The sequence below is a fragment of the Gimesia chilikensis genome, from assembly GCF_008329715.1.
Classification (GTDB): domain Bacteria; phylum Planctomycetota; class Planctomycetia; order Planctomycetales; family Planctomycetaceae; genus Gimesia; species Gimesia chilikensis.
Genome location: NZ_VTSR01000032.1, coordinates 1,001,743 through 1,025,758, shown reverse-complemented (window position 1 = coordinate 1,025,758; position 24,016 = coordinate 1,001,743). Strand labels below are relative to the sequence as shown.

The 24,016-nt window shown below is 55.7% G+C and carries 12 protein-coding genes; 7 read left to right on the top strand and 5 right to left on the bottom strand.

Features of this window, described 5'->3' with window-relative positions; genetic code table 11:
- The first annotated feature begins 51 nt into the window (after positions 1–51).
- Together rimK and FYZ48_RS28745 are read left to right on the top strand one after the other, a co-directional pair.
- Positions 52–1,455 carry a 30S ribosomal protein S6--L-glutamate ligase gene (gene rimK / locus FYZ48_RS28750; RefSeq protein WP_145040380.1) on the top strand — a complete coding sequence of 468 codons (1,404 nt, stop codon included), beginning with the start codon at positions 52–54 and terminating at the stop codon, positions 1,453–1,455.
- Between the two features lie 90 nt (positions 1,456–1,545).
- The gene (locus tag FYZ48_RS28745; RefSeq protein ID WP_149345876.1) at positions 1,546–2,352 is read left to right on the top strand and encodes a hypothetical protein; all 807 of its coding nucleotides are present in this window, start codon (positions 1,546–1,548) and stop codon (positions 2,350–2,352) included.
- A 32-nt stretch (positions 2,353–2,384) separates the two neighbouring features.
- On the opposite strand, the gene FYZ48_RS28740 is transcribed toward FYZ48_RS28745, so the two are convergent.
- The 3 genes from FYZ48_RS28740 to FYZ48_RS28730 all read right to left on the bottom strand — a co-directional run bounded on the left by FYZ48_RS28740 (position 2,385) and on the right by FYZ48_RS28730 (position 6,146).
- Entirely contained in the window at positions 2,385–3,734 is a 1,350-nt protein-coding gene (locus tag FYZ48_RS28740; protein ID WP_149345875.1) for a PQQ-binding-like beta-propeller repeat protein, read from the bottom strand.
- Positions 3,735–3,833: 99 nt separating this feature from the next.
- Positions 3,834–4,583: a 3-keto-disaccharide hydrolase gene (locus FYZ48_RS28735; RefSeq protein ID WP_232102202.1), complete on the bottom strand. Its 750-nt coding sequence runs from the start codon at positions 4,581–4,583 to the stop codon at positions 3,834–3,836.
- Between the two features lie 150 nt (positions 4,584–4,733).
- Complete coding sequence (locus tag FYZ48_RS28730; protein ID WP_149345874.1) at positions 4,734–6,146, bottom strand: sigma-54 interaction domain-containing protein; 1,413 nt, start codon at positions 6,144–6,146, stop codon at positions 4,734–4,736.
- A 541-nt stretch (positions 6,147–6,687) separates the two neighbouring features.
- Between FYZ48_RS28730 and FYZ48_RS28725 the strand changes: the two genes are divergently transcribed.
- From FYZ48_RS28725 to treZ, 3 genes are read left to right on the top strand one after another with little or no spacing between them, the layout of a single operon-like run.
- Positions 6,688–8,916 carry an HAD-IIB family hydrolase gene (locus tag FYZ48_RS28725; RefSeq protein WP_149345873.1) on the top strand — a complete coding sequence of 743 codons (2,229 nt, stop codon included), beginning with the start codon at positions 6,688–6,690 and terminating at the stop codon, positions 8,914–8,916.
- Positions 8,913–10,880 (top strand): alpha-amylase family glycosyl hydrolase, encoded by a 1,968-nt coding sequence (locus FYZ48_RS28720; RefSeq protein WP_149345872.1) that lies wholly within the window; start codon positions 8,913–8,915, stop codon positions 10,878–10,880. The genes FYZ48_RS28725 and FYZ48_RS28720 overlap by 4 nt, the downstream gene beginning before the upstream one ends.
- Positions 10,881–10,895: 15 nt before the next feature.
- Positions 10,896–13,517 (top strand): malto-oligosyltrehalose trehalohydrolase, encoded by a 2,622-nt coding sequence (gene treZ, locus FYZ48_RS28715; protein WP_149345871.1) that lies wholly within the window; start codon positions 10,896–10,898, stop codon positions 13,515–13,517.
- Between the two features lie 163 nt (positions 13,518–13,680).
- Here the strand turns inward: treZ and FYZ48_RS28710 are convergent, their stop codons facing one another.
- On the bottom strand, positions 13,681–15,129 hold the full coding sequence (locus FYZ48_RS28710; protein ID WP_242022806.1) for an MFS transporter: 1,449 nt from the start codon (positions 15,127–15,129) through the stop codon (positions 13,681–13,683).
- 496 nt (positions 15,130–15,625) lie between these two features.
- Here FYZ48_RS28710 and FYZ48_RS28705 point away from each other — a divergent pair, with 496 nt between their 5' ends.
- On the top strand, positions 15,626–16,543 hold the full coding sequence (locus tag FYZ48_RS28705) for an alpha/beta hydrolase (protein ID WP_149345870.1): 918 nt from the start codon (positions 15,626–15,628) through the stop codon (positions 16,541–16,543).
- Positions 16,544–16,679: 136 nt separating this feature from the next.
- Positions 16,680–17,933 (top strand): carbohydrate porin, encoded by a 1,254-nt coding sequence (locus tag FYZ48_RS28700; protein ID WP_187782276.1) that lies wholly within the window; start codon positions 16,680–16,682, stop codon positions 17,931–17,933.
- 856 nt (positions 17,934–18,789) lie between these two features.
- Here the strand turns inward: FYZ48_RS28700 and FYZ48_RS28695 are convergent.
- Positions 18,790–23,925 (bottom strand): PVC-type heme-binding CxxCH protein, encoded by a 5,136-nt coding sequence (locus FYZ48_RS28695; RefSeq protein WP_149345868.1) that lies wholly within the window; start codon positions 23,923–23,925, stop codon positions 18,790–18,792.
- Between the last annotated feature and the right edge of the window lie 91 nt (positions 23,926–24,016).

The window sequence follows — 24,016 nt, the reverse complement described above, 5'->3', positions numbered from 1 at the left end:
TTTAAACCCTACCTGCCTGGCAGGTTCTAAATAGAAACGACACTCCCCATCATGAAAGATGAGAAAAACAAACAGATTATCGGCTGTGAAGAATGGTGCGCCTTCCCCGACCTGGGGATCCCCGCCATCAAAGCCCGTGTGGACTCCGGAGCCAAAACTTCATCCATCCACGCCTTCAACGTTCAGAAGTTCCGCCGCCAGGGGGAAACCTGGGTCAGTTTTGAAGTCCACCCCCTTCAGAATAACCGTCGCACCGTGGTCCGCTGTGAACGTCCCATCGTCGACAAGCGCGTGGTGAAAAGTTCCAGTGGGATTTCGGAAACCCGCTACGTCATCCTGGCGACACTCAAGATGGGTGATCTGGCCTGGGAAATTGAACTCACGCTCGCCAATCGTGATTCCATGGGTTATCGCATGCTGCTGGGCCGCGAAGCGATGAGCGGGCGAATGCTGGTTGATCCCGCCCTCAGTTTCTGTCAGGGGCAGGTCACCAGCGACACATTGAATAAACATTATGGCAAGCGTGAACAGACCCGTAGCGGACTCAAAATCGCGGTGCTCGCCAGTAACCAGGAACTCTACAGCAACCAGCGGATTCTCGAAGCGGGAGAAGAGCGGGGCCATGAGATGGAGTTTCTGGATATCAAACAGTGCTACATGAAACTCGACGCGGTCGAACCCGAGGCTCACTACCGGGGCGGCACCATTCTCGATGACCTCGATGCCGTCATTACCCGCATCCGTCCCAGCATCACCTATTACGGCTGTGCGCTGGCCCGTCAGTTCGAGAGCATGAACGTTCTGACTGTGAATACGTCTGTCGCTATCACCCAGTCCCGCGACAAGCTGTATTCACTGCAGTTGATGCTCAAGAGCGGCATCAACATCCCCACGACCGGCTTTGCCAACTCTCCCATCGATACCAACGACCTGATTGAAATGGTGGGAGGCGCTCCATTGATCGTCAAGCTGCTGGAAGGCTCGCAGGGCCGCGGCGTCGTGCTCGCAGAAACCCGTAAAGCTGCTGAAAGTGTGATCAATGCCTTCAAAGCGCTGCGTGCCAACCTGCTCGTGCAGGAGTTTATCAAAGAAGCCGAAGGGAAGGACCTCCGCTGTTTCGTCATCGATGGCAAGGTCGTCGCGTCCATTCAACGGGAAGCTGCACCGGGTGAATTCCGGGCGAACATTCATCAGGGGGGGACTGCGTCCATCATCAAGATCACACCGACCGAACGAAAGCTGGCGGTGAAAGCATCAAAAGCGCTCGGCCTGATGATTGCCGGCGTCGATATTATTCGCTCCAAACATGGTCCACTGCTGCTCGAAGTTAATTCTTCACCTGGACTCGAAGGGATTGAAGCAGCCACCGGTAAAGACATCGCCGGCATGATGATCGCCGCCATTGAGAAGAAACTCAACTGGAAGCGCGAATTAAGTGTGAAACGTCATAAATAATAGAATTCTACTAGTGTTACAGAGATCCGCGGTTAGAATGCTTCTATCGGTTTAGTATCACTGAATTTAGATTCTTTCCGAGGGCCTGTAATGAATTCCTTTTTATCCAGGGGGAGCATCGTCTCCGTCTGCTGCCTCTATACTCTGTTTGTCTGCCAGTCACTCACGATCGCATCTCAAGATCCCAAAAATCCGGGACATGAGCAGATCGGCACTGTGATGGGTCGCGCTGTCTATCGAGATCAGCTTCGCACCGGGAAGAATGTAACACAACGCGAAGAACTGTTTCGGCTGTTCGCGCAGCCAGTCAAAGAACAATACATCAGCGACCGACGGAAGTCGCTTGTTCCCACCGAACAGGAAATCACGTACGCGGCGGCATTCTTCTGTCGCGACCAGCAGATCCGCCGGCTGGATGACAAAGAAAAGAACATGATCCGCCAGCAACTGCTGACGATCGAGAAGCAACTCAGAACCGAACAGCTCGTATCATCAGAGAAGCTGAAACTGCAGGAACAGCAGACCGAACTGCAGGCCTGCCTCGACATGCCCTGTCGCACCTTTGCCCGATTCATGCTCGACCGCTGGAAGTTCCAGCGACACCTCTACCTGACCTACGGCAAAGGAAGAATTCTCTGGCAACAGGCCGGCATCGAAGCATTCGACGGCATGTACCGCTGGCTGCAGGATCGGGAAAAGCAGGGGGAATTCAGCATCGATGATCCCGGGCTTCACACCGAGTTTTACGCTTACTGGACCACACAGAAACACGGTGCATTTCTCACCCGCGATCAGAAACGCATCCGCGAATTTCTCAGCCCCGACTGGGCACAGAAGCTCCCACGGGCCGAACAGCATTTCAAAAAACTGCCGGAAACGAAACCGAATCAGAAATAAATTGGTCCGAATCAGTTTCGTAAGACCAACGGTTACCTGGCCTGGTCGGTTTCGGCAGCTTTGGATTCAGACATCTTTGCCAGACAGACCAGTTGCTCCTGTCGTTTGCCTCCCTGTTCTTTGCCAATCCGCAGGAACAGTTCGCCATCCGCCACCGCGGGACTCGCGTAGCAGTCATCACCAATCTTGTTGAAGCCGACTTCTTCGTATCCGTCAGGAGTCGCTTTGAAGATAAACGTCTCTCCCGACAGATTCGAAACATAGATCAACCCGTTGCACAAAATCGGTGACGCACTGAAAGAACCCCGCAGCCGGTTCCGCCACATGACCTCTCCCGATCCGGCCGACCAGCAGTAGGCAATCCCGTCATCGGTCACACCGTACACATATTTGCCGTCCGCCAGCAGGGAAGGCTCATAGACTTTGGTCTTATCCGTCCAGAGCAGTTTCCCCTCCGCCGAGAGCCCCACCGTTTCCCGCTTGGGATAACCGCCGCTGGCAAAGATTTTGTCGTCGGCAGTCACAATCGTCCCGCAGGTTGCTTCTGCCAGACAAGGAGTGCTCCAGTTTTCCTTTCCCGTAGCCGGGTCATAGCTGGCCACTCTGTCACAGCCGCTGATCAGCAGTTGATCCCGTCCCCCTACATGCGCCACGATCGGGCTGGAATAGGTACTCACCGCCGGTCGCGCGACCCGCCAGGCAATCTTGCCCGTCTGACGATCCAGGGCAGCAATGTATCCGCCCCCCCGGTTGTCGGCGGCAATGATTACGAATGATTTGTAGAGCAGGGGAGATGGAGCATATCCAAACTTGGAATTAAAGGCCCCCAGTTCCTGCTGCCAGAGCTGATTCCCCTCTAGATCCAGTGCTGTCGCGATGACTTTTCCTGAATTCAGGAAGGCAGCAAAGATCCGCTCACCGTCGCAGAGCAGACTTCCGTTCGCATTGGTTCCTTTTTTATGCAGTTCCCCGTCAGAGGGGAAGCCCCCTTGATGCACGACGGTTTCCCAAAGCACGGTGCCATCCTTGCGGTTATAGGCGATCACCATCTGCTCCTGATCCGCATCATCGGCGGTGGCCAGCATCACCTGGTCACCAACCACGATGGGAGAGCCGTGTCCGCGTCCGGGAATATCCGTACGCCAGACTACATTCCTGGACGCGTTCCACTGGACGGGCAGGTCCTGGTCCGGGGCGTGTCCATTTCGTTCCGGTCCGCGCCAGCCTGGCCAGACATCCGACAGATCGGGAACGTCAGAATCACTCAGGGAGACACCGCTGGACTGGACAGAGATTTCTTCAACGGGAGTCGTTTTGGTGCAGCCGACCAGCAGCAATAAAATCAGGCCGGTCACAAATAAGCGGTGCGTGCAGGAAACCATTCCTTAACTCCTCCCTGAATCTTATATCGAAAACAGCACCCGGATCTCAGCTGTCCCGCACCAGGGGGACAGCTGATTCCGAATTCTGTTTTGTACGGTTTACAGCTTTTTCAGAAAGACATTTCTGAAACGGATTTCACCGCCATGAGTCTGAAGCTGAATTGGCCCCGTCTCATAGATCGGTTGGTCCTTCTCATAATAATTATCCATCTTTTTGTTGTCTACAACGAGTTTGTCATTGAAGTAGACCGTAACCTTATCCCCCTTCATGATGATCCGGAAGTGATTCCACTCACCAAAGGGTTTATCGGCGTGTACCAGCGGATACTTGCCTTCCCCTTTGTTATTGAACAGACCACCGGAACCCAGGTTCGCCTTCCGATCCCATTTACCACCTTCTTTGGTCGTATCCCAGATCTGAACCTGGGGCACACCACGTAAGTAGATACCGCTGTCTGCTTTCGCGACGGTCTTGTAATCGAGCAGCAGTTCGAAGTCACCAAAGTCTTCCGCTGTCGTCAGATAGACGCCATGACCGTCATTCACCAGTTCCCCATCTTCCACGGACCAGTGTTCCAGTACGTCTTCCCAGTTCTTTTTGAGCAGTTCTTCCCGCTCTTTTTCCGACATCTTCTTCACGGCCATCGGGCTTTTCCCTTTGACGATGTGATAATTCATGCCGATCCAGCCGGACAGATCTTTACCGTTAAACAGGGCGATAAAGCCTTCCGGAGGCTGATTCATTTTCTTGTCGGATTTCTTTTCGCCTGCATTAACGGCAGCAGTTCCCATGACAGCCAGAACCAGCAGGGAAAACAGACCACTTTTGCAGAGTGACTTTAAATTCATCGATCATTCCTTCTTGATATAATGACGCTGACAACCAGGCTGGATTTGACTCTCAGCCGATTCAATAACCTTGTTTAGTAATTACTCTAATCAGAGGGGGAAGGAAATACAATCTGCGGGTTGCCCGGTCAGCTTAAAATTCCCGAACTGTCAGTCTTTGAAATCCTGCTTCTCGATTCCATACTGTTTCATCTTGCGCAAGAGGGTCCGCCTGCTGATCCCAGCAGCGTCTGCGGTTTCTGCCACCCGACCGGAATTCTGCTTAAGCTTTGCCCGTAGGTACTCGCGTTCCAACTGCTCAATCACGGGCTCCAGATTCTCCTGCAGCGTCCGCGACGCATCAATGCTCTTCCGCCAGACCGCCTGCTGCTTATGCTCCAGCGTCTGCCCGGTCTCCGCCAGATTGGTACTTCGCAGCCGGGCAAAATCCCGTGCTGTCAGAGCCGAAGGAAACCGGGCCAGTACCAGCCGCTCACTGAAATTTTCCAGCTGACGCACATTACCCGGCCATTCGTAGTCGAGCAGGGCATCCAGAAAGCTGTCCGTAAAGACCGGCGGCTCCAACCCATAATGCCGCGCCAGTCGTTTGGTAAAATGGCCGAACAGTAGAAAGATATCTTCCGGACGCTGACGCAGCGGCGGCACATTCACGCGGATCACATCGAGCCGGTAAAACAGATCTTCACGAAATCGTCCCTCGCGAACCGCTTCATCCAGCAGCACATTCGTCGCCGCCACGATCCGCACATCGATCTCGACTTCAGACTGACTGCCCACGGGCCGGATCCGTTTTTCCTGCAGCATCCGTAGCAGACACAACTGTGCTTCCGGGGGCATATCGCCAATTTCGTCCAGAAACAGTGTCCCGCCATTCGCATGCATCACCAGACCTTTCTTAGCCCGTTCTGCACCGGTGAAGGCTCCTTTCTCATGGCCGAACAGTTCGGAGTTGATCAGTTCTGCAGGAATACTCGCACAATTCGCAGCGACAAAACGCCCCGATCTTCCCGAGCGACGATGCACGGCTCGCGCCAGCAGTTCCTTACCGGTCCCTGTTTCTCCCACGATCAAAACGGTCGCATCCGTCGGTGCCACACGCGTGCAGAGTTCGAACAGATCCCACATCGCCAGGCTGCGACTGAGCATCGATTCAAAACGCGCCCCTTTTTTCCGCTGATGACTCAGATCGTGCATGCGGGGCAGAAACTGCTGATTCTCGAGTGTCTCTTTCACCAGCCGCTGTAGTGGTTCTTCGGACTGAGACAGACATACATCCCTCACGCCTGACTGAAACAGAATCCGCACCTGTTCATTCTCGATGCCCGGTGCCCAGATCAGAATGTCCGTCAGTGGCCATTGATTGCGCAAAACGCTGATGACACCCAACACTTCTTCCAGGTTTTCTGCAGTCGCCGTCATTACAAACAGACGGGGCGAACGAGGGAATTCCGTCGAGAGAATCTGCTCGGCAGAGGAGACCACCAGCAGATCGCAGCCTTCAGACTCCAGGGCTGTCCTGGCCTGACGTTTCGATAACGTACAGACAAGCAAAGGTTTTTCCATGAGATACCTCCCGGCCGCACTTTGAGGTGAATTCAGCGAGCACGAGGCTGAATTTGCTGAGAAAACGACGGTCGATTTCTCACTCTCAAATGCGACACGCGTTTCCCATTATATCATCTCGCACACATATGAGACAACCGTGTCACTTATTTTGAGCCAGACCTGTCCCATCTGCAATAGATCACTACCCCCCGGTTCGGCATGCCCTTTGCATAGTTAACTCCCCGTACATTGGACTCAGGATGACCATTCAGGAGAAAGCAATTAACAAACCCGTTTTGATTGTACTCGCCCCAGCAGGAGATAACCCCGGGTGGTTGACTGGCGACCAATGTGATCGCTCAGCGACCGGACCTGCTCGACTGATATCTCCATACAACAGAACCGATTTTGTCATACTACAAAATCGGCGAACGACTCTCTCGCCGCGCTCCCGCCGACATGTTTTCACGCGAACCTCTTACCATCACTCCCGTTATTCAGGATTGCGACATCGCAGCGGGCCCCTAACTCAGGAACAGAATTTAACAGGATGAACTCAATGAGCCATAACGTATTAAATGAACCCTTTTCAGACGCAGTCGTTGATCCCCGTGGGGCAGGCATTGCCTCTGCGAGGCGCGGTGATCTGAAAATCACGCTCATCAGTCTGCACGGTTTGATTCGGGCACACGATCCCGAACTGGGCCGCGATGCGGATACCGGCGGTCAGGTCAAATACGTGCTGGAACTGGCCAAAGAACTCGCCGCTCACTCACGCGTCAAAGAAGTTGAGGTACTCACCCGCCAGATCATCGACCCCAAAGTCGATGATGCTTATGCTCAGGTTGAAGAACCAATTTCTGAGAACGCAAAGATCGTCCGCATCCCATTCGGCCCCAAACGTTACCTGCGTAAAGAATCGCTCTGGCCGTATCTGGAGCTGTTTATCGATCAGACACTGCAACACTTCCGTCGCACGGGACTGCCTGACATCATTCATGGCCATTACGCGGACGCCGGCGTTGCGGGAGCCCAGTTGGCCCGGCTGCTCCACATTCCTTACGTCTTTACCGGACACTCACTGGGACGGGTCAAACGCCAGCGGCTCTCACTGGGGAAAACTGATCCGGAATCATTGGATAAACTGGAAAACCGCTACAAGTTCACCGCACGCATCGAAGCGGAAGAACTCGCATTGGAAACCGCTTCCATGGTGGTCACCAGTACGAACCAGGAAGTCCAGCAGCAATACGAACTCTACGACCACTATGAACCCGCCCGGATGGAAGTTATCCCTCCCGGCGTGGATCTCTCGTCATTTTCTCCTGCGAAACCCGACTGGAAAACACCTGCGTTCGCAGAAGAACTGAAACCCTTCCTGCGCGAACCGGATAAGCCCATGATCCTCACCATGGCGCGACCGGATGAACGCAAAAACCTGGAAATGCTGGTCAAGGTTTATGGCGAAAGCGAACAGTTGCAGGAGAAAGCCAACCTCGTCATGGTCATGGGAACTCGCGATGACCTCCGCGATCTGCCCAAATCACAGCGGACCATCATCAACCGTGTGCTCTACCTGATTGACCGCTACAACCTGTATGGGAAGGTCGCGTATCCCAAAACCCATACGCCGAGTGATGTCCCCGAGCTCTACCGACTCGCTACGTCTCTGAAAGGGGTCTTCATCAACCCGGCGCTGACGGAGCCCTTTGGGCTGACTCTCCTTGAAGCCGGTGCCACAGGGTTGCCCGTCGTCGCCACCAACGATGGAGGACCGCGGGACATTATCGCCAACTGTCAGAACGGTCTGCTCGTCGATCCTCTCGATAAAGAAGCCATCGAACACGCACTGCTCCGTGTCCTCACCGAGCCAGAGCAGTGGTCTGACTGGTCCACAAACGGGATCGCAGGCACCCGTGAACATTACTCCTGGAATAACCACGCGCAGCGCTACCTGCGGGATCTGCAGGATATCCTTGAGCACTCTCCCGCACCCGTGCTGGCCGACAAATCGACCTCGCGTCGACTTCCCGAATTTGACCGGTTGATTATCACCGATCTGGACAATACACTGACGGGAGATGACGAGGCATTGCAGGAGTTCATCGAACTCATTCGTGAGAATGATCATATTGGTTTTGGAATTGCGACGGGCCGACGTCTGGACAGTGCCATGGAACTGATCCAGGAGTTGGGGCTCCCTCAGCCGGACCTGATCGATACGGACGCGGGAACACAGTTACACTACGGCGAGAATCTCACTCCCGACCTCAGCTGGCGCAAATCAATCGATTACGCCTGGCAGCCCGAGAAAATTCGCGAAGTGCTGGATTCACTCCCCGGATTTTTCCCGCAAATCGAAGAACATCAGTCAGAATTCAAAATCAGTTATGAAATCGATACCAGTCTCAGCCCCAGCCTCTCGGAAATCAAAAAAATTCTCCGGGAAGCAGGATTACGTGCTAAGGTTGTGATGTCGCTCGGCATGTACCTGGATGTCATCCCCGTGCGGGGGGGCAGCGACCTGTCAATGAGACACGTGCTCTGGAAATGGGGCTTCGCTCCCGAACATGTCCTTGTCTCTGGCGATTCCGGTAACGACGCGGGAATGCTGCTGGGACGCACCCTGGGAGTCGTCGTCGGCAACCACAGCGAAGAGCTGGAACGTCTGCGTAATCGACCCCGCGTCTACTTCGCGCAGGCAACCCACGCTGCAGGCATCCTCGAAGGAATCAAGTACTACAACTTTTTGGATAAGATTACCATTCCCAACGATCGGATCGAATGAGCAAGACACAGGATGAGATTGACTTCAAGGCAGATCTGACCCTGCAACGTTTGCAGCCCCGGTTAGCTCAGGTCTGGCAGGAGAGTCAGATCAGTGATGCCAGGCAGCATGAATTTGAATTGCGACTCGACGAGCACTGGCGCCCGTTGTTCCGTCTGCTGTTCGAACTCTACCACAACCGTTACGACTTCTTCTTCCATATCGAACACGTGCTACTCACCGCGGCCCGGGCGTGGGCGGAACGGAGGGAAGAACTCTGTGAGTTGGACCGACATCGGATCAACGAACCCAACTGGTTTCAGTCCGAACGCATCAACGGCGGCGCACTCTACGTCGATCTGTTCGGGGAGAACCTCAGCAAACTCCGCGAGCATGTGGGCTACTTCAAAGATCTCGGTCTGACTTATCTGCACCTGATGCCTTTATTCGCAGTCCGCCCCGGCAATAACGACGGCGGTTACGCGATCAGTACGTATCGCTCTGTCGATCCACGTCTCGGGACGATTGACGATCTGCGTCTGTTCGCCGCTGACCTGCGGAAAGCGGGTATCTCGCTTGTCCTCGACTTCGTCTTCAACCACACCGCGGATGACCACGAATGGGCGCGCCTCGCGCAAGCTGGGAACCGTGAGTTCCAGGAGTACTACTACATCTTCCCGGACCGCACCGAACCGGAGAAATACGAACGGACCCTCCGCGAAATCTTTCCCACAGTGCGTCGCGGCAACTTCACCTGGCACGATGGAATGCAGCAGTGGGTCTGGACTACGTTTAACAGCTTCCAGTGGGATCTGAACTACACCAACCCCGCGGTCTTCCGTGCCATGCTCGAAGAGATGTTCTTCATCGCCAACACAGGGATCGACATCCTCCGTCTGGACGCGGTCGCCTTCATCTGGAAACAGATGGGGACCAGCTGTGAGAATCTCCCCCAGGCACACACGCTGATCCAGGCCTTCAACCGCCTGGCCCGCATCGCCACCCCCGGTCTGCTGTTCAAGTCCGAAGCTATCGTACATCCCGACGATGTCGTCAAGTACATCAGCGAGCACGAGTGTCAGATCTCTTACAACCCCACACTGATGGCGCTCCTCTGGGAATCGCTGGCCACTCGCAAAGTCAATCTCCTGGTACAGACCCTCAGCCACCGTTATCGACTGCCCCGCAACACCGCCTGGGTCAACTACCTTCGCTGCCACGATGACATCGGCTGGACCTTCGACGACGCCGACGCCCAGGCCATCGGCATCAACGCTTACGATCATCGTAAATTTCTCAACGACTTCTACACCGGTCAGTTCCCGGGCTCCTTCGCCCGAGGCGTTCCCTTCCAGGAAAACTTCGAGACCGGCGACATGCGCATCTCGGGCACGATGGCGTCGCTCGCCGGACTGGAGCAGGCCATCGAGGAAGACGACGAGGAAAAGAAGGAACTCGCCCTGCGACGTATGCTGCTTCTACACGGCGTCTCACTGAGCATCGGCGGCATTCCGCTACTGTACCTCGGTGAAGAGTGGGGCATGCTCAATGATTATGATTTCGTGAAAGACCCTGCCAAAGCCGGCGACTCCCGCTGGATCCATCGTCCCAAAATGCAGTGGGAGTTCCTTGAAGAACTCGACGACCACCGCAACGCGGGCAACGGTTCTATCCGCACCCACATTTACTGCACGACCCAGAAGCTGATCGCTCTCCGCAAATCACTGCCGGCTCTCGCGGGTCAGGAGATGGACCTCATCGCGCTTGCCAACGAACACGTGTTGGGCTACATCCGCATCAATGAAGGCAACCGCCTGATCGTGCTCGCCAACTTCTCCGAGGAACCTCAGCAAATCGACGGAAATAAGATCCGCACCGCTGGCCTCGGACGATTCTTCCAGAATATGATCGACGACAAAACCTACGCGACCTCAGAGAACATCGTGCTCGCCCCTTACCAGATTCTCTGGCTCAATCGCGTCTAACCGACGGAGCGTCCCATGTCTCGCGCAGGCAATCCGCTGACAGATCCCACAGCCCAAATCCTGGCCACCGATCTGGATGGCACTTTTATCCCCCTGAATCAGGATCCACAAAATCAGACCGACCTGAAGACTCTCACCGCAGAGTTCCAGAGCCGTAATGTTTCCGTCGTCTTTGTCACGGGCCGTCACTTCGCTTCGGTCTCCCAGGCGATTCAAGAGTTCAAACTGCCGGTCCCCCAGTGGATTATCTGCGACGTCGGCACTTCCATCTTTAAACGCCAGACTTCAGGCAAATTTGAACCGGTCGCCGCCTACCAGGATTACCAGGATCAAATCATTACCTCGATGCCCATCGAGAAGCTCCGCGAACTCCTGCAGCCGATTTCCGGCCTGCGTTTACAGGAACCGGAAAAGCAGGGGAGATTCAAACTCAGTTACTACACCGACGCGTCACTGCTGGAACAGGAAGTCGACCGCATCCAGCAGATTCTCGACAAGACCGACGCCCCATACTCGATCATTCACAGCGTCGATCCCTTTAACGGAGATGGCCTGATCGATCTGCTCCCCGCCACCGTCTCCAAGGCCCTGGCCCTCGAGTGGTGGCACAAGGAGAATCAGCTCGATCCCACCAGCACCGTCTTTTCAGGAGACTCCGGAAACGACCTGGCCGCGCTCACTGCAGGCTACCGCACAATTCTGGTCGGAAATGCTGACCGTAGCCTGGCCCAGCGGGTCTATAACCTGCACCGCCAATCCGGTTGGGATGACCGCCTCTATCTCGCTTCAGCCACCGCTACCTCCGCGGTGCTGGAAGGCTGTCGCTGGTTTGGACTCGCGGCCCCCGAACCAACGGAAATCACGCGTCCCGGCGCCACCCCTGTGACCTCCCGGGATACGCACTTCCGCGTCTGGGCGCCTCATTGTAAGCAGGTGCACGTCGAGATCAATACCGACAGCACAAGCAGCAGCCACGAACTGGTGCGCGATCATCAGGGATATCATTCCGCCACCATCCCCCAGGCCTCCATGAATGCCTGCTATCAGTACTGCCTTGACGGAGAAACCACGCGCCCCGATCCCGCCTCGCGTTACCAGCCGCAGGGAGTGCATAGTGTCTCGCAGATCATCGATCCCCGCGACTTCCCCTGGGCCGATGATCGCTGGCAGGGCATTGAAAAACAAAACCTCGTGATCTACGAACTGCACGTCGGCACCTTCACCCAGGCGGGCACGTTCCGCGCGGCCATCGAACGCCTGCCGGAATTAATCGAGCTCGGCATCACCGCAGTCGAGATCATGCCGGTCGCCCAGTCACCCGGTCGCTGGAACTGGGGCTACGATGGGGTCGACCTCTTCGCTGTCCGCAACACCTATGGCACGCCTGACGACTTCCGCGCCTTCGTTGACGAATGCCACCGCTCCGGCCTCGCCGTCATTCTGGACGTGGTCTACAACCATCTGGGACCGGAGGGGAACTACCTCTCTGAATTCGGTCCCTATTTTTCCGACAAACATCACACCCCCTGGGGAGACGCCTTCAACTACGATGGTCCGGAATCAGAACACGTTCGGCAGTTCATTGTCGACAACGCTGTTTACTGGCTCGAAGAGTTTCACCTCGATGGACTCCGCCTCGACGCCGTGCACTGTATGTACGATGACAGCCGCCCCGACATCCTGGATGACATCCGCCAGGGCGTCTCGCGATACGCGGAGACCGTACGCTGGCCCATTCACCTCTTCGCTGAAACCAATGCCTACAACCACGAACTCCTCACTCCCGATCAGGACCGCACTCCTTATGACGGCATCTGGTGTGACTGCCTGATGTACTCGATCTACTCCCACGTCCTGCCGGACCTCTCGCTGACGCACCGTCAGTACCACGGAACCGCGGACCTCGTGGAGTCGCTGGCTCACGGATACGTCTTCGCCGGCAAAGACTCACAACGCGTCACCGACAGGGAACGGGACAGCCGGCATTTCGAATCGCTGGTCATCGCTTTGCAAACCCATGACAGCGTCGGCAATCATCCGCACGGCAAACGGATTCACCATCTGACGTCCAAACCGTTCCAGAAAGCGGCCGCCGGCCTGGTACTCCTGTATCCCGGGATCCCGCTGATCTTCATGGGGGAAGAATTCGCGACTTCCGCGCCGTTTCCTTTCTTCGTCGACTTTGAAGATCGACATCTCCGCGACGCCGTCGACATCGGTCGTCGAGGCGATTATCCACCTCATATCTGGCAGGATGCGTTGCTCCCCTCGCAGGCCGAGGCTTTCTTTAAAGCGAAATGGAACGAAGCCCCACACCGCGATCCGGACATGTTCCACTGGTATCAAAGCCTGCTCAACTTCCGCAAACAGGGGATCGACTCAGGTTGGCTGACTGCTGACCACCTGCAGACCAGCGTTGACCGGGAGCACAATATTTTCACGCTCCAATACCTGAATCCAGAGCAGGGGAGCACGATCACCGTCCACGCCCGTCTCACCCCGGTCGCAGACACGGACGCTGAGCCCGTTCGCATCCCCCTTACAGGTTCGCTTGAGCTCTCCTCGATATCAGAGCCCCTGATCCAGGACAACGAAATCCAGCTCGCCCCCGATCACCTGGTGATATTTCAACACTAATAAAGTAGTAGGGGCTGGCCTGTGTGCCTGCCCGTAACCGTCAATATGTTATGAAATATGCCTGGTAGATCTCGCCAGGTCTTCTGAGTCGAAACAGCAAAATCCTCAACCCGACGGGCGACCATATAGAGTCTCCCCTACGTCGTCAACAGGATCTCTCTATCTAATCCACAGAACCACTGCCCGCGTTCTGGGTCTGCTTCGCTTTCTCCAGGCGGCTCTGTTTCCGTCTTTCTTTAGGCGACATCTCCCTTAATTCGTCCGTACGGAAGGAACGATACAGCCCCACGGGAAACCGCATCATCCGGAATGGCGTGACGCCTACCAGCTTCATAATCACCTGCGCCGTCCAGTGCGAATCCGGTTCGCGAACCGAGCGGGCGTAGAAAGCGGCAACCAGTCGCATCAACAGACTGATAAAGAATATCAGGTGAAAATTGTTGAACTCTTTCCCCAGAATCGTCACGCTCCAGCCTGAGGACATCACCAGAAACGCCCCCGCCAGAATCGAAGTAATGCCGCCCACCAGTCCCGCCAGCGCGGTTCCCGCAGCGATATACATCGTCCGGTTTTCGGAAGGAGAATTCTTGAGCATGAAGCCGTTATTGGCGATCGCAATCCCCGCATTCAGCAGTGAATCGATAATAAACACCGGCACCATAATCCAGAACGCCAGCGTCGGATCTTTGGGAAGAAACAGCAGCCCGATCATGTTGGTCGATTTAAACGCCGTACACAGAATCAGCACCGGCCGGTTTCCGTAATGATCGGCCATCGAACCCAGTCGCTTGGAAAAGACCGCCCCCCCGAGCCAGGCACACGTCCAGAGCAGCAGCAGCCGGAACACGTCCATGCCCGTGTATTCCAGCAGGTAATAGCTGATGAAGGGAGCGCCCAGCATCGCGGCAAAATGCCAGAAACAGGTGAACGAAATATAAGATCGAAAATTCGGATCCAGAAAAGGCGTCATCAACACCTTTTTCAGCTTAGGCTCTTTGACCTTCGCCACAGGCGGTTCTTCGATCTTCGTGTAGAACAGAATATCGAACACACCAAAAATCGATCCGACGCCAACCAGCCAGGCAAACCCGTACTTGATATCCAGACCACTTTCCGCCAGGAAAATCGCACCGCCCAGCAGCGAAATCGCTCCAGTCCAGTACATCCAGACCTGGCGGTAGCCCCAGTAATGATTGAGCCCCTTGTGCGGCAGATAGTCTCCCAACCACGACAGCCAGAGCGGCGTGGTGAAGTGAATCAGCGCGTGGTTGACCGCAGTCAGCACGATCAGCCACCAGAGCCAGGCTGTATCAGACAGGGAAGGCAGCAGCCAGGGAACCAGCGCCACAGGCACCAGTATCAATCGCTGCAGAATCGAAATCGGCAGCCAGAGCCAGCGGCGGTATTCCAGGTGATTAGCGACAATTGCTGCCAGGAACTGGAAAAACAGCATCATCGTTGGCAAGGCACCCAGAATCCCGATGTGTAACCCGGTCGCTCCCAGCGAGCGTGCGAACTCAATCGTCGCGGGTGACATCGTAAACTGGGTGTAAATCATCGCCATACAACCGGCGGCGATCAGCGCCCGCTGTGCTGTTTTTAGAGACCACACGGTACATCTATCCTTGAAAAAAAATCGCGTCGAGACGCACTCCCACCGGGAGACGCTTGCCTGTTGAACTCACAGCGGAATCCTGCATCAGCTGATCCTCTACGCGGAAATACCGGTCGTAAAGGAGATTTTGGAGTGCAGGGAAGAACCCCAGGGTGAGAAAATCGCTTGTGTCTGAGTGGCGCTGTCGGTCCACAGGCAGGCAGCGGATCATAGCACTCCCGCGAATTCTTTGCGACCGAGATTTTTTCCGATTTCACAGTTATTTTCAAATCCTTAATCCAGGCCAGATTAGTACGAATCCCGGCATCAGCCTCACCCCCTAACAGGAATTCTATAGATCGGGTCGACCGGGAAAAGAGGAAAATCCGGATCGGGCCGCTCTCGCCAGCCCAGCCGACTCCCAACCTGTCATTCCCCGTCCCACAGGTATACAATGGACACATCCGGAAACCTCCGGGATCGCCCCGAAAATCAAGCTGAGAAAGAGGCACTTATGCGACCTTTCTACCGGGCCGGACTCATGCTGGCCCTGATGCTGTTTGTATCCCCCGACAGGAGTTTCGCCGTGGAATCGATTCAGCGGATCAACGACATCCAGTACGCAACCGCAGACGGCCACCGCCTGCTGCTCGACCTCTACCTCCCTGGGGGAGTCTCGCAACCGCCGCTGCTGGTCTGGATCCATGGCGGTGCCTGGCGAGCCGGCTCCAAAGACCACATGCCCCTCGCCGTACTGGTCCAGCAGGGCTTCGCCGTCGCCAGCGTCGATTACCGTCTCTCCCCGGTCGCGCGCTTCCCGGCCCAGATCCACGATATCAAAGCCGCCATCCGCTTCCTGCGCGGCTCTGCAGAGAAGTACGGCTACGACGCCACCAAAATCGGCATCCTCGGTTCCTCGGCTGGAGGACACCTGGTCGCCCTGATGGGTGTCACCAACGGACACCCTCAGCTGGAAGGGGACCTCGGCGACTTCGATCAGGAATCCTCCCGCGTCGATGCCATCGTCGACTACTATGGTCCGACCAACTTCATGACGATCCTCCCCCAGTCCACGCCGCACGGTTTGAGTGTCCGCGTCCCCGCGCTGCAGCTCCTGCTGGGTGACCGCCCGGAAAACATGCCCGAACTCGCCCGTCTCGCCAGCCCCGTTTTTCACGTAGACGAACAAGATCCGCCGCTGCTCATGATTCACGGAGATCAGGACCCCCAGGTCCCCATCAACCAGTCTCACGAACTGCACGGCAAGTACAAGCAGCACGATCTGGATGTCACTTTCGAAGTCATTCACGGTGGCGCTCATGGTGGTCCTCAGTTCTTTGACGCACAGCGGATGCAACTCGTCGAAGCCTTCCTGCGGAAACACCTGGCCACACAGCCCAAAACAGGGCAGAAAGCCCTGCAATCCAATTGAAACATGCCGTCATTCTCCCCTTAGTTTGACTATTCCCCCAGACTGGATCACCGCGTCAATTCTGCCGAAAATAAGAGTATTGCGCGCTGTTTTCCGGTCTGAACATTCTCACGCAGCGTGAATGGGGAGCGTAACGTTGCGGCTGAATTTTGTCGTCCCGCTGATATTTCTGATCCTGGTTCTGTCTGCCCCCCAGGCAGTCTGCAGTCAGCCCTGCGCTGAAGAGACTCTGACAGAGCAGATTGACTGTCTCCCCCTTGACCTCGCTAGTGTGGTGCCTCCCTCCAGCAATGCGGCTCCCGAAGATCCGACGCTGATCCCTGACTGGTTCAAATCCGATAGCGGCATCGCTGTCTCCCCCGTCTATTACGGTGAAGTCTTCACCAATGCCCACGGCGGTATCGCTACCAACGGTTCGACTCAGTACGAAGGACTGCTCGACCTCACCGTTGATCTCGATTTTGAAAAAATGAAGCTCGACATCCCGGGACGTGCTTCGATCCTGTTTCAGAACACCCACGGTCGCAGCCTGGATGCTTATGTCGGTGCCACACAGGTCATCAGCAACATTGACTCGTTCAACAACATCGCCCAGATCAGTGAACTCTGGTGGGAGGTCGGCCTCTACGATTCCGGCGTCACGATGCGCGTCGGCAAGCAGGATATCAGCAACCTGTTCATCACCATGGATGCCGCCGGCGATTTCATCAACTCCGCCTTCGGTCTCTCTCCCTCTGCAGGTCTGCCTTCGTTCCCCACCCCCAGTCCCGCCATCGTGTTCATGACTGAAGTCAACTCCGATCTCAGTCTCCGAGTCGGAGGCTGGGACGCCTACCGCAGCAACGCGAACGGGCTCTTTTCCGATAACAACTCGGCCCTGTTCATCGGCGAACTCGAGTATCGTTATCAAAGCCCGTTTCGACAGCTGCCGGGGAAATTCACCGCCGGTGTCACTTATCAGACCACCGGTTCGGTTCCCGCCGGCACAATTCCCCGCGCCCTCGGCTATTACGTACAGATTGAACAGCTCCTGTTCCGCGAAGCAGGCAGCACGGACGACCAGCCTCAGGGGCTGACCGTCTTCGCCCAGCATTTTCCTACCAGCACCTATGGCCGCTCTCCTTTTCCCCTGATCCCGCATGATGCCCTGGCCGGGCTCTCCTATACCGGTCTGATCCGCGGACGCGATCAGGACGTCACCGGCGCCGGAGCAGGGTGGGTCGAACTCGACCAGGGAGGCACCAACCGCGAGATCATGGTCGAAGTCTTTTACAAAGCACAGATCAACGACACACTCAGCGTCCAGCCCGACCTCCAATACATCACCACTCCTTCCGGCATCTATCCCGATGCCTTCGTCGCCGGCCTGCGGTTCCAGCTCGATCTCTGAACACATTACACCGCTTCCGGATAACCAGGTGTGCCGTTCAGTTCTCTTCACTGTATAAACTCCCCTTGATTCCCACTCCCCGAACCGTATTCTTGTGCAATTGTGCTTCGCGCGCGAGGCGGATGATGCGAGCACCGGAACACAGGGCACCAGTGACACAACAGCACCTGAATCGACGTCGATTTTCATCAACGTTTCACCCAAACATTCATCACCGGTTCCCACTGTCTCGTACATTTTCAAATGCTTTCGGAGCACACTCAGAGCATTTCGCCCCACATTCAGCCTGAACTCAAAAGATTTCAACAGGACCTCATCCCCCAGATTCCACTTGACCTGCCCACGCCGATCCCCAGAATAAAACCCAACACAAATAAATGACCGGCAAGGCGCCAGCCGCGGGCAGTCCGTATTTTTCTGTGAGAACGGTAGCGCTAAAACGGTCATCATGGGCTATTTTCTCCTTAGCCGCAGGGCGTTAACCCCGGTTGAAACAACTTCGATATCAACCGTGCAAATAAAGAAACGCTACCGAGCCCCCGTTAGAGGCCCCCGGCAAAACAGCGCACCATTCTAGGCATCGGCTCCCAGCCCCCAAGCTGAACATGCAGAACGATTGAGCATTCAAGAGAGCAGGGTGCGCAGAATGGAATCCGGGCCCCGGTGGAAGCGACTTGGGCATCAACTGCGCAATTGAAGAACGAAAGCAGCGCAGAATCAAATCAGTTCAAAAGCCACTGATGATCAGCCAGACAGAAACCGCCCGTAAACCAGAAACAGCAGCCGGGAAAAATGCCCCCGGCTGCCATGTTCTGTTGTCAAACCAAATTGATCACCTGAAGTCGGTCGTCACCCCTTAGTGGTGATGATGAAACGCATCCGACTTCGCATTCCCGCCGGACAGCACGAACGCGAGCAGATCCAGAATCTCCTCTTTGTCCAGAGTATTCAGCAGGTCGGCGGGCATAATCGAAATGGGAGAAGTCCGCTGGAATTCAATTGAATCCTTCGACACCTTCTTCTGTTTCACCTGGGGAGGTCCGGTCAGAATCGTGACCGATTTGTCATCTTCGGTAACAATGTTCCCGTTGATGGTCTGACCGTCATCCAGCACGAACAGCACCGTGCGGTACTTATCTTCGATCTTCCGCGAAGGCTCCAGGATTTCAGCCAGAACCGCTTTCGGGTCGTGCTTGTGCTTCTTCACGACCTCATCCAGGTTCGGGCCAATCGCCAGGTTCTTGCCCAGCGTATGGCTGTGCTCATTGACCTTATGGCACTGGGCACAGGCCAGCTTGGTGAAAATCTCCTGTCCCCGCGAGAAATTGCGATGCTGTCCAACCCGCTTCAGGTCCTGGGTCAGATCGGCCAGTTTCCACTTGGTAATCTTCTTCTCTTTCTCCGGGTTCTTCGCCAGATACGCTTTGAGATCGTTGGTCACATACATGGTACCTCGCATCAGCAGGTGGTGACCGGGGAACGAGCAGATATAGGGATAAGCCCCTTCCTGGGTCGGAGCGACAAATTCAATCACCTCTTCCTGACCATGATCCACCAGCTGGCTGTGCCAGAGAATCTCTTTGCTGTCAGGAATAAAGCCCACAGAAAACCCGCTGGCCCCCAGGGCAATGGCTGCCAGTCCGACTTCGTCCGCTTTACCGGGATTCACCAGCATGATGTTATGCGGCATGAAATCGGGGTTCGCAAACGTCAGTTTTACCTTCTTGCCCGGTTTGACGGTCAGCTTCGTCACATCGTAACGCATCCGCTCGCGGACCGTCCCGATGCGAATCGTTGTCAGCTCGGGTGTATCGCTCAGAATACCCGACTTCTTGGTCTCGGCTTCTTCCGTTTCAGCAATCACACCACCACGCATCGTGCCTTCTACGTTGAACCAGAGGTGCTTCACCGTATTCGCGGCGATGCGGGCATGTGGCTCGGGCGACTTGAGCAGCAGCCCCAGCAGTTCCAGGTTCCGGACATTGTGCTGCTGATGCAACCAGAGTGCTTCCAGCAGGTGATGTGCGTCTTCCTTCTTATTGGGATCAAACTGCTTGATCCATTCTTCCGTCGCGGCAATCACGGCATCGGTATCGCGTTCGCTCAATTCGACGCGGGTCCGATGACGAATGCCGTCGATCGGCGATTTCAGATTTTCCAGCAGGGCGGGAATCGGCTCGCCATCGATGGCCACCGGTTTCTGCAGCGGACGCCCCTTGGCTGTCATCCGGTAAATACGACCATGCTGATGATCGCGGTTGGGGTCGCGAACGTTGTGCTGCATGTGTCCAATGATCACGTTGTGCCAGTCGCAGAAGTACAGCGAACCATCGGGAGCAAAAATGGCATCAGCGGGACGGAAATTCTTATCCCCGCTCATCATCAGCCCCTTGGATTTATCTTCCGTTTTCGATCCGTCCGCGTTTAAACGCATCACGGTCAGATCATCGCCCGCCGGTTCACCCCACACGGTACCATCGGTGGCGTTGCGGGCCAGATCGTAATGTTTGATGCCCAAGAACCCGATCACGTTACAGATCAGGAAGTCACCCTGCATGGACTCAGGGAAGTGCGCACTGCTGACGACTTCGCTGGCGGTCACAGGACGAACTTCTTTCTTGAGCAGCTCGTGCATTTTGAACCCGCCTTTTTCCGGGCGGACCTGGTAAGCCCGTCCGCCGGTCCCATCGGTCGCATAATGATAGCCCCAGTAATCGAACGAAATCCCGTGCGGGTTGGGTGAATTGATCGCGTGCATCGAAATCGTGAACCGCCGTGGATCGAAGCGATACATGGCTGACTCACTGGCCTGCAGCGAAGGCCCCCAGGGATGTTCGTGGTTATGTACCATGAACACGCCACTCTGCCAGTAGATGGCGCCATCGGGACCGTAAATCAGATTATTGGCCGCATGATGGGTGTCCGAGGAATCGAGGCCCTGCAGCATCACGGTCCGCACATCGGCCACGTCGTCTCCATCGGTATCCTTCAGAAACACGATTTCCGGTGCAGACGCGACCAGCACGCCCCCGTTCCAGAATTCGAAACCCAGCGGGTTCTGAATGCGGGCGAACTCGGTCACGCGATCCGCCTTGCCGTCATTGTCATCATCGTGCAGGATCAACAGAGCATCGTTCATCTCTTTCAGCGGCTCCCACTTGGGATAGGTCGGCCAGACAGCCGCCCACAAACGTCCCTTGGTATCGAACTGCATCTGCACGGGGTTGACCAGTTCAGGGAACTGTTTTTCATCCGCGAACAGACTGACTTCAAACCCGTCAGCCAGCGCCATATGCTCAATCGCTTCCTGGCCACTGATGTAGTTCAGGTTCCCCTCTTTGACCGCACTTGAGCTCTTACTGCCGCCACCGACATTCGAAATCACTTTCACCGGAGCAGGCACGTTGCTGTCGTCAACCTGGTAGTCTTCCCCTTTGGCTTTCGCCCAGATCAGGGGATCGCGATTGTTCGTCATCACGTCCAGCATCGACAGTTCGTGCTGCAGCACTTCGGCGTTGGTCTGGTCGTCAGTAAACTTGAGAATCGAACGACCGCCCCAGACATCGTTCCCGTCACGGGCACGAAAGCGGTTGTTCCATTTGTAATTCTTATCCAGCACGGCTGACCGCAGCGGTTCCATCGTCTGAGACGCGGTCACCTGATGTCCAAACAGGGCAGAGGCGATAATTTCCGCCAGCCGCTTGTTGCCTTCCTCGGTCAGATGGATTCCGTTAATCGTCAGAGGTTCGCTCGACTCCTGGAACATCTGCTGGGAAGGGTGAAACAGATCGACATACGCGACTCCTGCTTCCCGGGCCGCTGCTTCCGTGGCCCGCGTGTAAGCTTCCAGCTGAACGTTGTGTGCTTTTCCATCCGGCACGTTTTTGTTGCCGGTATCTTCATGGGCGATGGGGCTGAACAGTACGATCCGTGGGAATGATTTGCCATTCGCCTTGGAACCGCGTGTCTTTCTGACGAAATCGACCAGTCGTTTCTGATAGTCGCCCGCTTTCTTCACCCCCTGAAAAGATTCGTTATAACCAAAGAACGCCAGCACGACGTCGGCTTTCACGTGCCGTAACATCTCGGTGGTCGTCGCTGCACCTTTACTCCGCGGAAACGAATCCACCTGGTCGCCACTCACGCTCATGTTGCGAAAACGGACTTTCTTTCCCTGCAGTTCACTCTGCAGCAGGGTTTCCAGCCACCCATCATGCTGCATCCGATCGGGCAGGCCGTTTCCGAGGATCGCGACGACATCGCCATTTTTAAACGCAAAGGGAATCGGATCACGATAATCGGCCGGCACTGCCACCAGCGTCGGATCTTCAACCTGACTCCCCGATTCCGCACCGACCGACTTCGAAGTCGACTTGTAAGGCACACCCGCTTTTCCACTGTGGGTCAGGTATTCCAGCTTGCCCTTGTTCTTGACGTCAATTTCCATGGAGAACGGGGCAGGGATCTTCGTCAGCCGAAACACTTCTTTCCGATTCGCATCCAGCAGCGTCAGGGTGAAGTCTTCCAGGCGTCCTTCGAAACCTTCCCGGTTCCAGATCGCCACCTTCTCCACATCAACCGCACGGCCCAGGTCGACTTCCCACCAGGGATTTTTCGAACCCGAGTTGGAAGTATGTGTCTGTCCGCCTTTACCCCAGTCCGCGCTCTTGTTCCCGTCCAAAGCCTTGGCGGCGACCGCTGATCCCATCGTGCTCGACTGAGTGGCTTTCGCTCCCTTAGCAACATTTTTACCGCCACTGATGACTTCCACTTCCGCCAGGGTCAGAATCCGTTTGTCACCGGGAAGTTCAATTCGCACAAAACGGGCTGGCTTACCAGTCGTCAGGGACGCAGTCGGCTCTTTCGACTTACTGGCCGGTTTGTTGTCCTTTTTTTTCGGCGTTGCTTTTTTCCCTCCCTTTTGGGGAGTGTCTGTCCGCTTGGTGTTATGGTTTGCGGGAATGGGGCTCTTGAACCCGGCATAGGCTTCCGGCTTGATCCCGTGTGCGTAGGTCCCGAAACCGAAGGTGTTCGGTTTGAACGGACCGACGAAATCCACATTCGCATCAGCCTTGATCGCGTCTTCCATCCCCAGTGCCCAGTAGCAGGCATTCACCAGCATCCGACGATAGCCGTCGTTCAGCAGATCCTCAGGCGTTCCATACAGGGTCGTAAAGACGCGTCCTTTTTTACCGGAAGCCGAAGTGTAGGTACGCGTCCATTCGGAAGGCATCGGGGGTTTGGTTTCGTCGGCAGGGGAGTCGGGCTGCATCCCGTTCAGCGGCTGCGCCATCGTCAGCACTTCACCATCGATCGGCTTACCGACATAACCGCCGGCCTGCACCCAGATATCTTTCACGCCCCGCAGAATCGGATGCTGTTTCTTATCGTCGATGATGCTGATACGTGTGCTCTGCTTGTGATTGGTTCCATAATGACCGACCCAGGTCTGTCCCAACACCTGATGACCAAACCCTTTTTCGTAGTCTTTGTCTTTGCTCTGGTAGGAATATTTCGAGAACGGTGCCGACTCAGGCATGTTGAAGGCATGCGTGGCGGTCCGCATCCCAACCACAGGGCCCCCCCGTTTCAGATAGTCATCGAGATGCTGCATCTGTTCCTTGGGCAGATTCTGAAACCGCAGAAACACGACTGCCAGATCTGCCGTCTTGAGGGCTTCCATTCCGGGAATATTCGAATTGCCGGCGACAATCTCGCCGGTCTCGGGATCGATGTTAAACAGCACCGTGCACTTGAACCCATGCCGCTTCGCCAGGATCCGTGCCAGTTCGGGCAGCGATTCTTCTGAGCGATACTCATGATCGCCGGCCAGGAATACAATATGCTTCCCTTTACCAGGCCCCTCGGTCCCTTCATAAACCAGCGGCCCCGCACTGGCAAAGCTGGTCACAAACAGCGACAGACACAGGGCAACAGCCCAGCCTGCAGATTTCAAAGAAGATACGGCACAGCGGTGGGAGAATCGTTTCATGGTTCTAGCATCATCCGTATTAAAAGAGCGTCAGAAGAGGGGGGTGTGAAAATTTGGTAGTACCACCAGTGTAGTGGTAACCCAAGGCAGA

Coding starts and splice junctions, on each gene's coding strand:
- rimK (WP_145040380.1), top strand. CDS start 52: ATGAAAGATGAGAAAAACAAACAGATTATCGGCTGTGAAGAATGGTGC.
- FYZ48_RS28745 (WP_149345876.1), top strand. CDS start 1,546: ATGAATTCCTTTTTATCCAGGGGGAGCATCGTCTCCGTCTGCTGCCTC.
- FYZ48_RS28740 (WP_149345875.1), bottom strand. CDS start 3,734: ATGGTTTCCTGCACGCACCGCTTATTTGTGACCGGCCTGATTTTATTG.
- FYZ48_RS28735 (WP_232102202.1), bottom strand. CDS start 4,583: ATGAATTTAAAGTCACTCTGCAAAAGTGGTCTGTTTTCCCTGCTGGTT.
- FYZ48_RS28730 (WP_149345874.1), bottom strand. CDS start 6,146: ATGGAAAAACCTTTGCTTGTCTGTACGTTATCGAAACGTCAGGCCAGG.
- FYZ48_RS28725 (WP_149345873.1), top strand. CDS start 6,688: ATGAGCCATAACGTATTAAATGAACCCTTTTCAGACGCAGTCGTTGAT.
- FYZ48_RS28720 (WP_149345872.1), top strand. CDS start 8,913: ATGAGCAAGACACAGGATGAGATTGACTTCAAGGCAGATCTGACCCTG.
- treZ (WP_149345871.1), top strand. CDS start 10,896: ATGTCTCGCGCAGGCAATCCGCTGACAGATCCCACAGCCCAAATCCTG.
- FYZ48_RS28705 (WP_149345870.1), top strand. CDS start 15,626: ATGCGACCTTTCTACCGGGCCGGACTCATGCTGGCCCTGATGCTGTTT.
- FYZ48_RS28695 (WP_149345868.1), bottom strand. CDS start 23,925: ATGAAACGATTCTCCCACCGCTGTGCCGTATCTTCTTTGAAATCTGCA.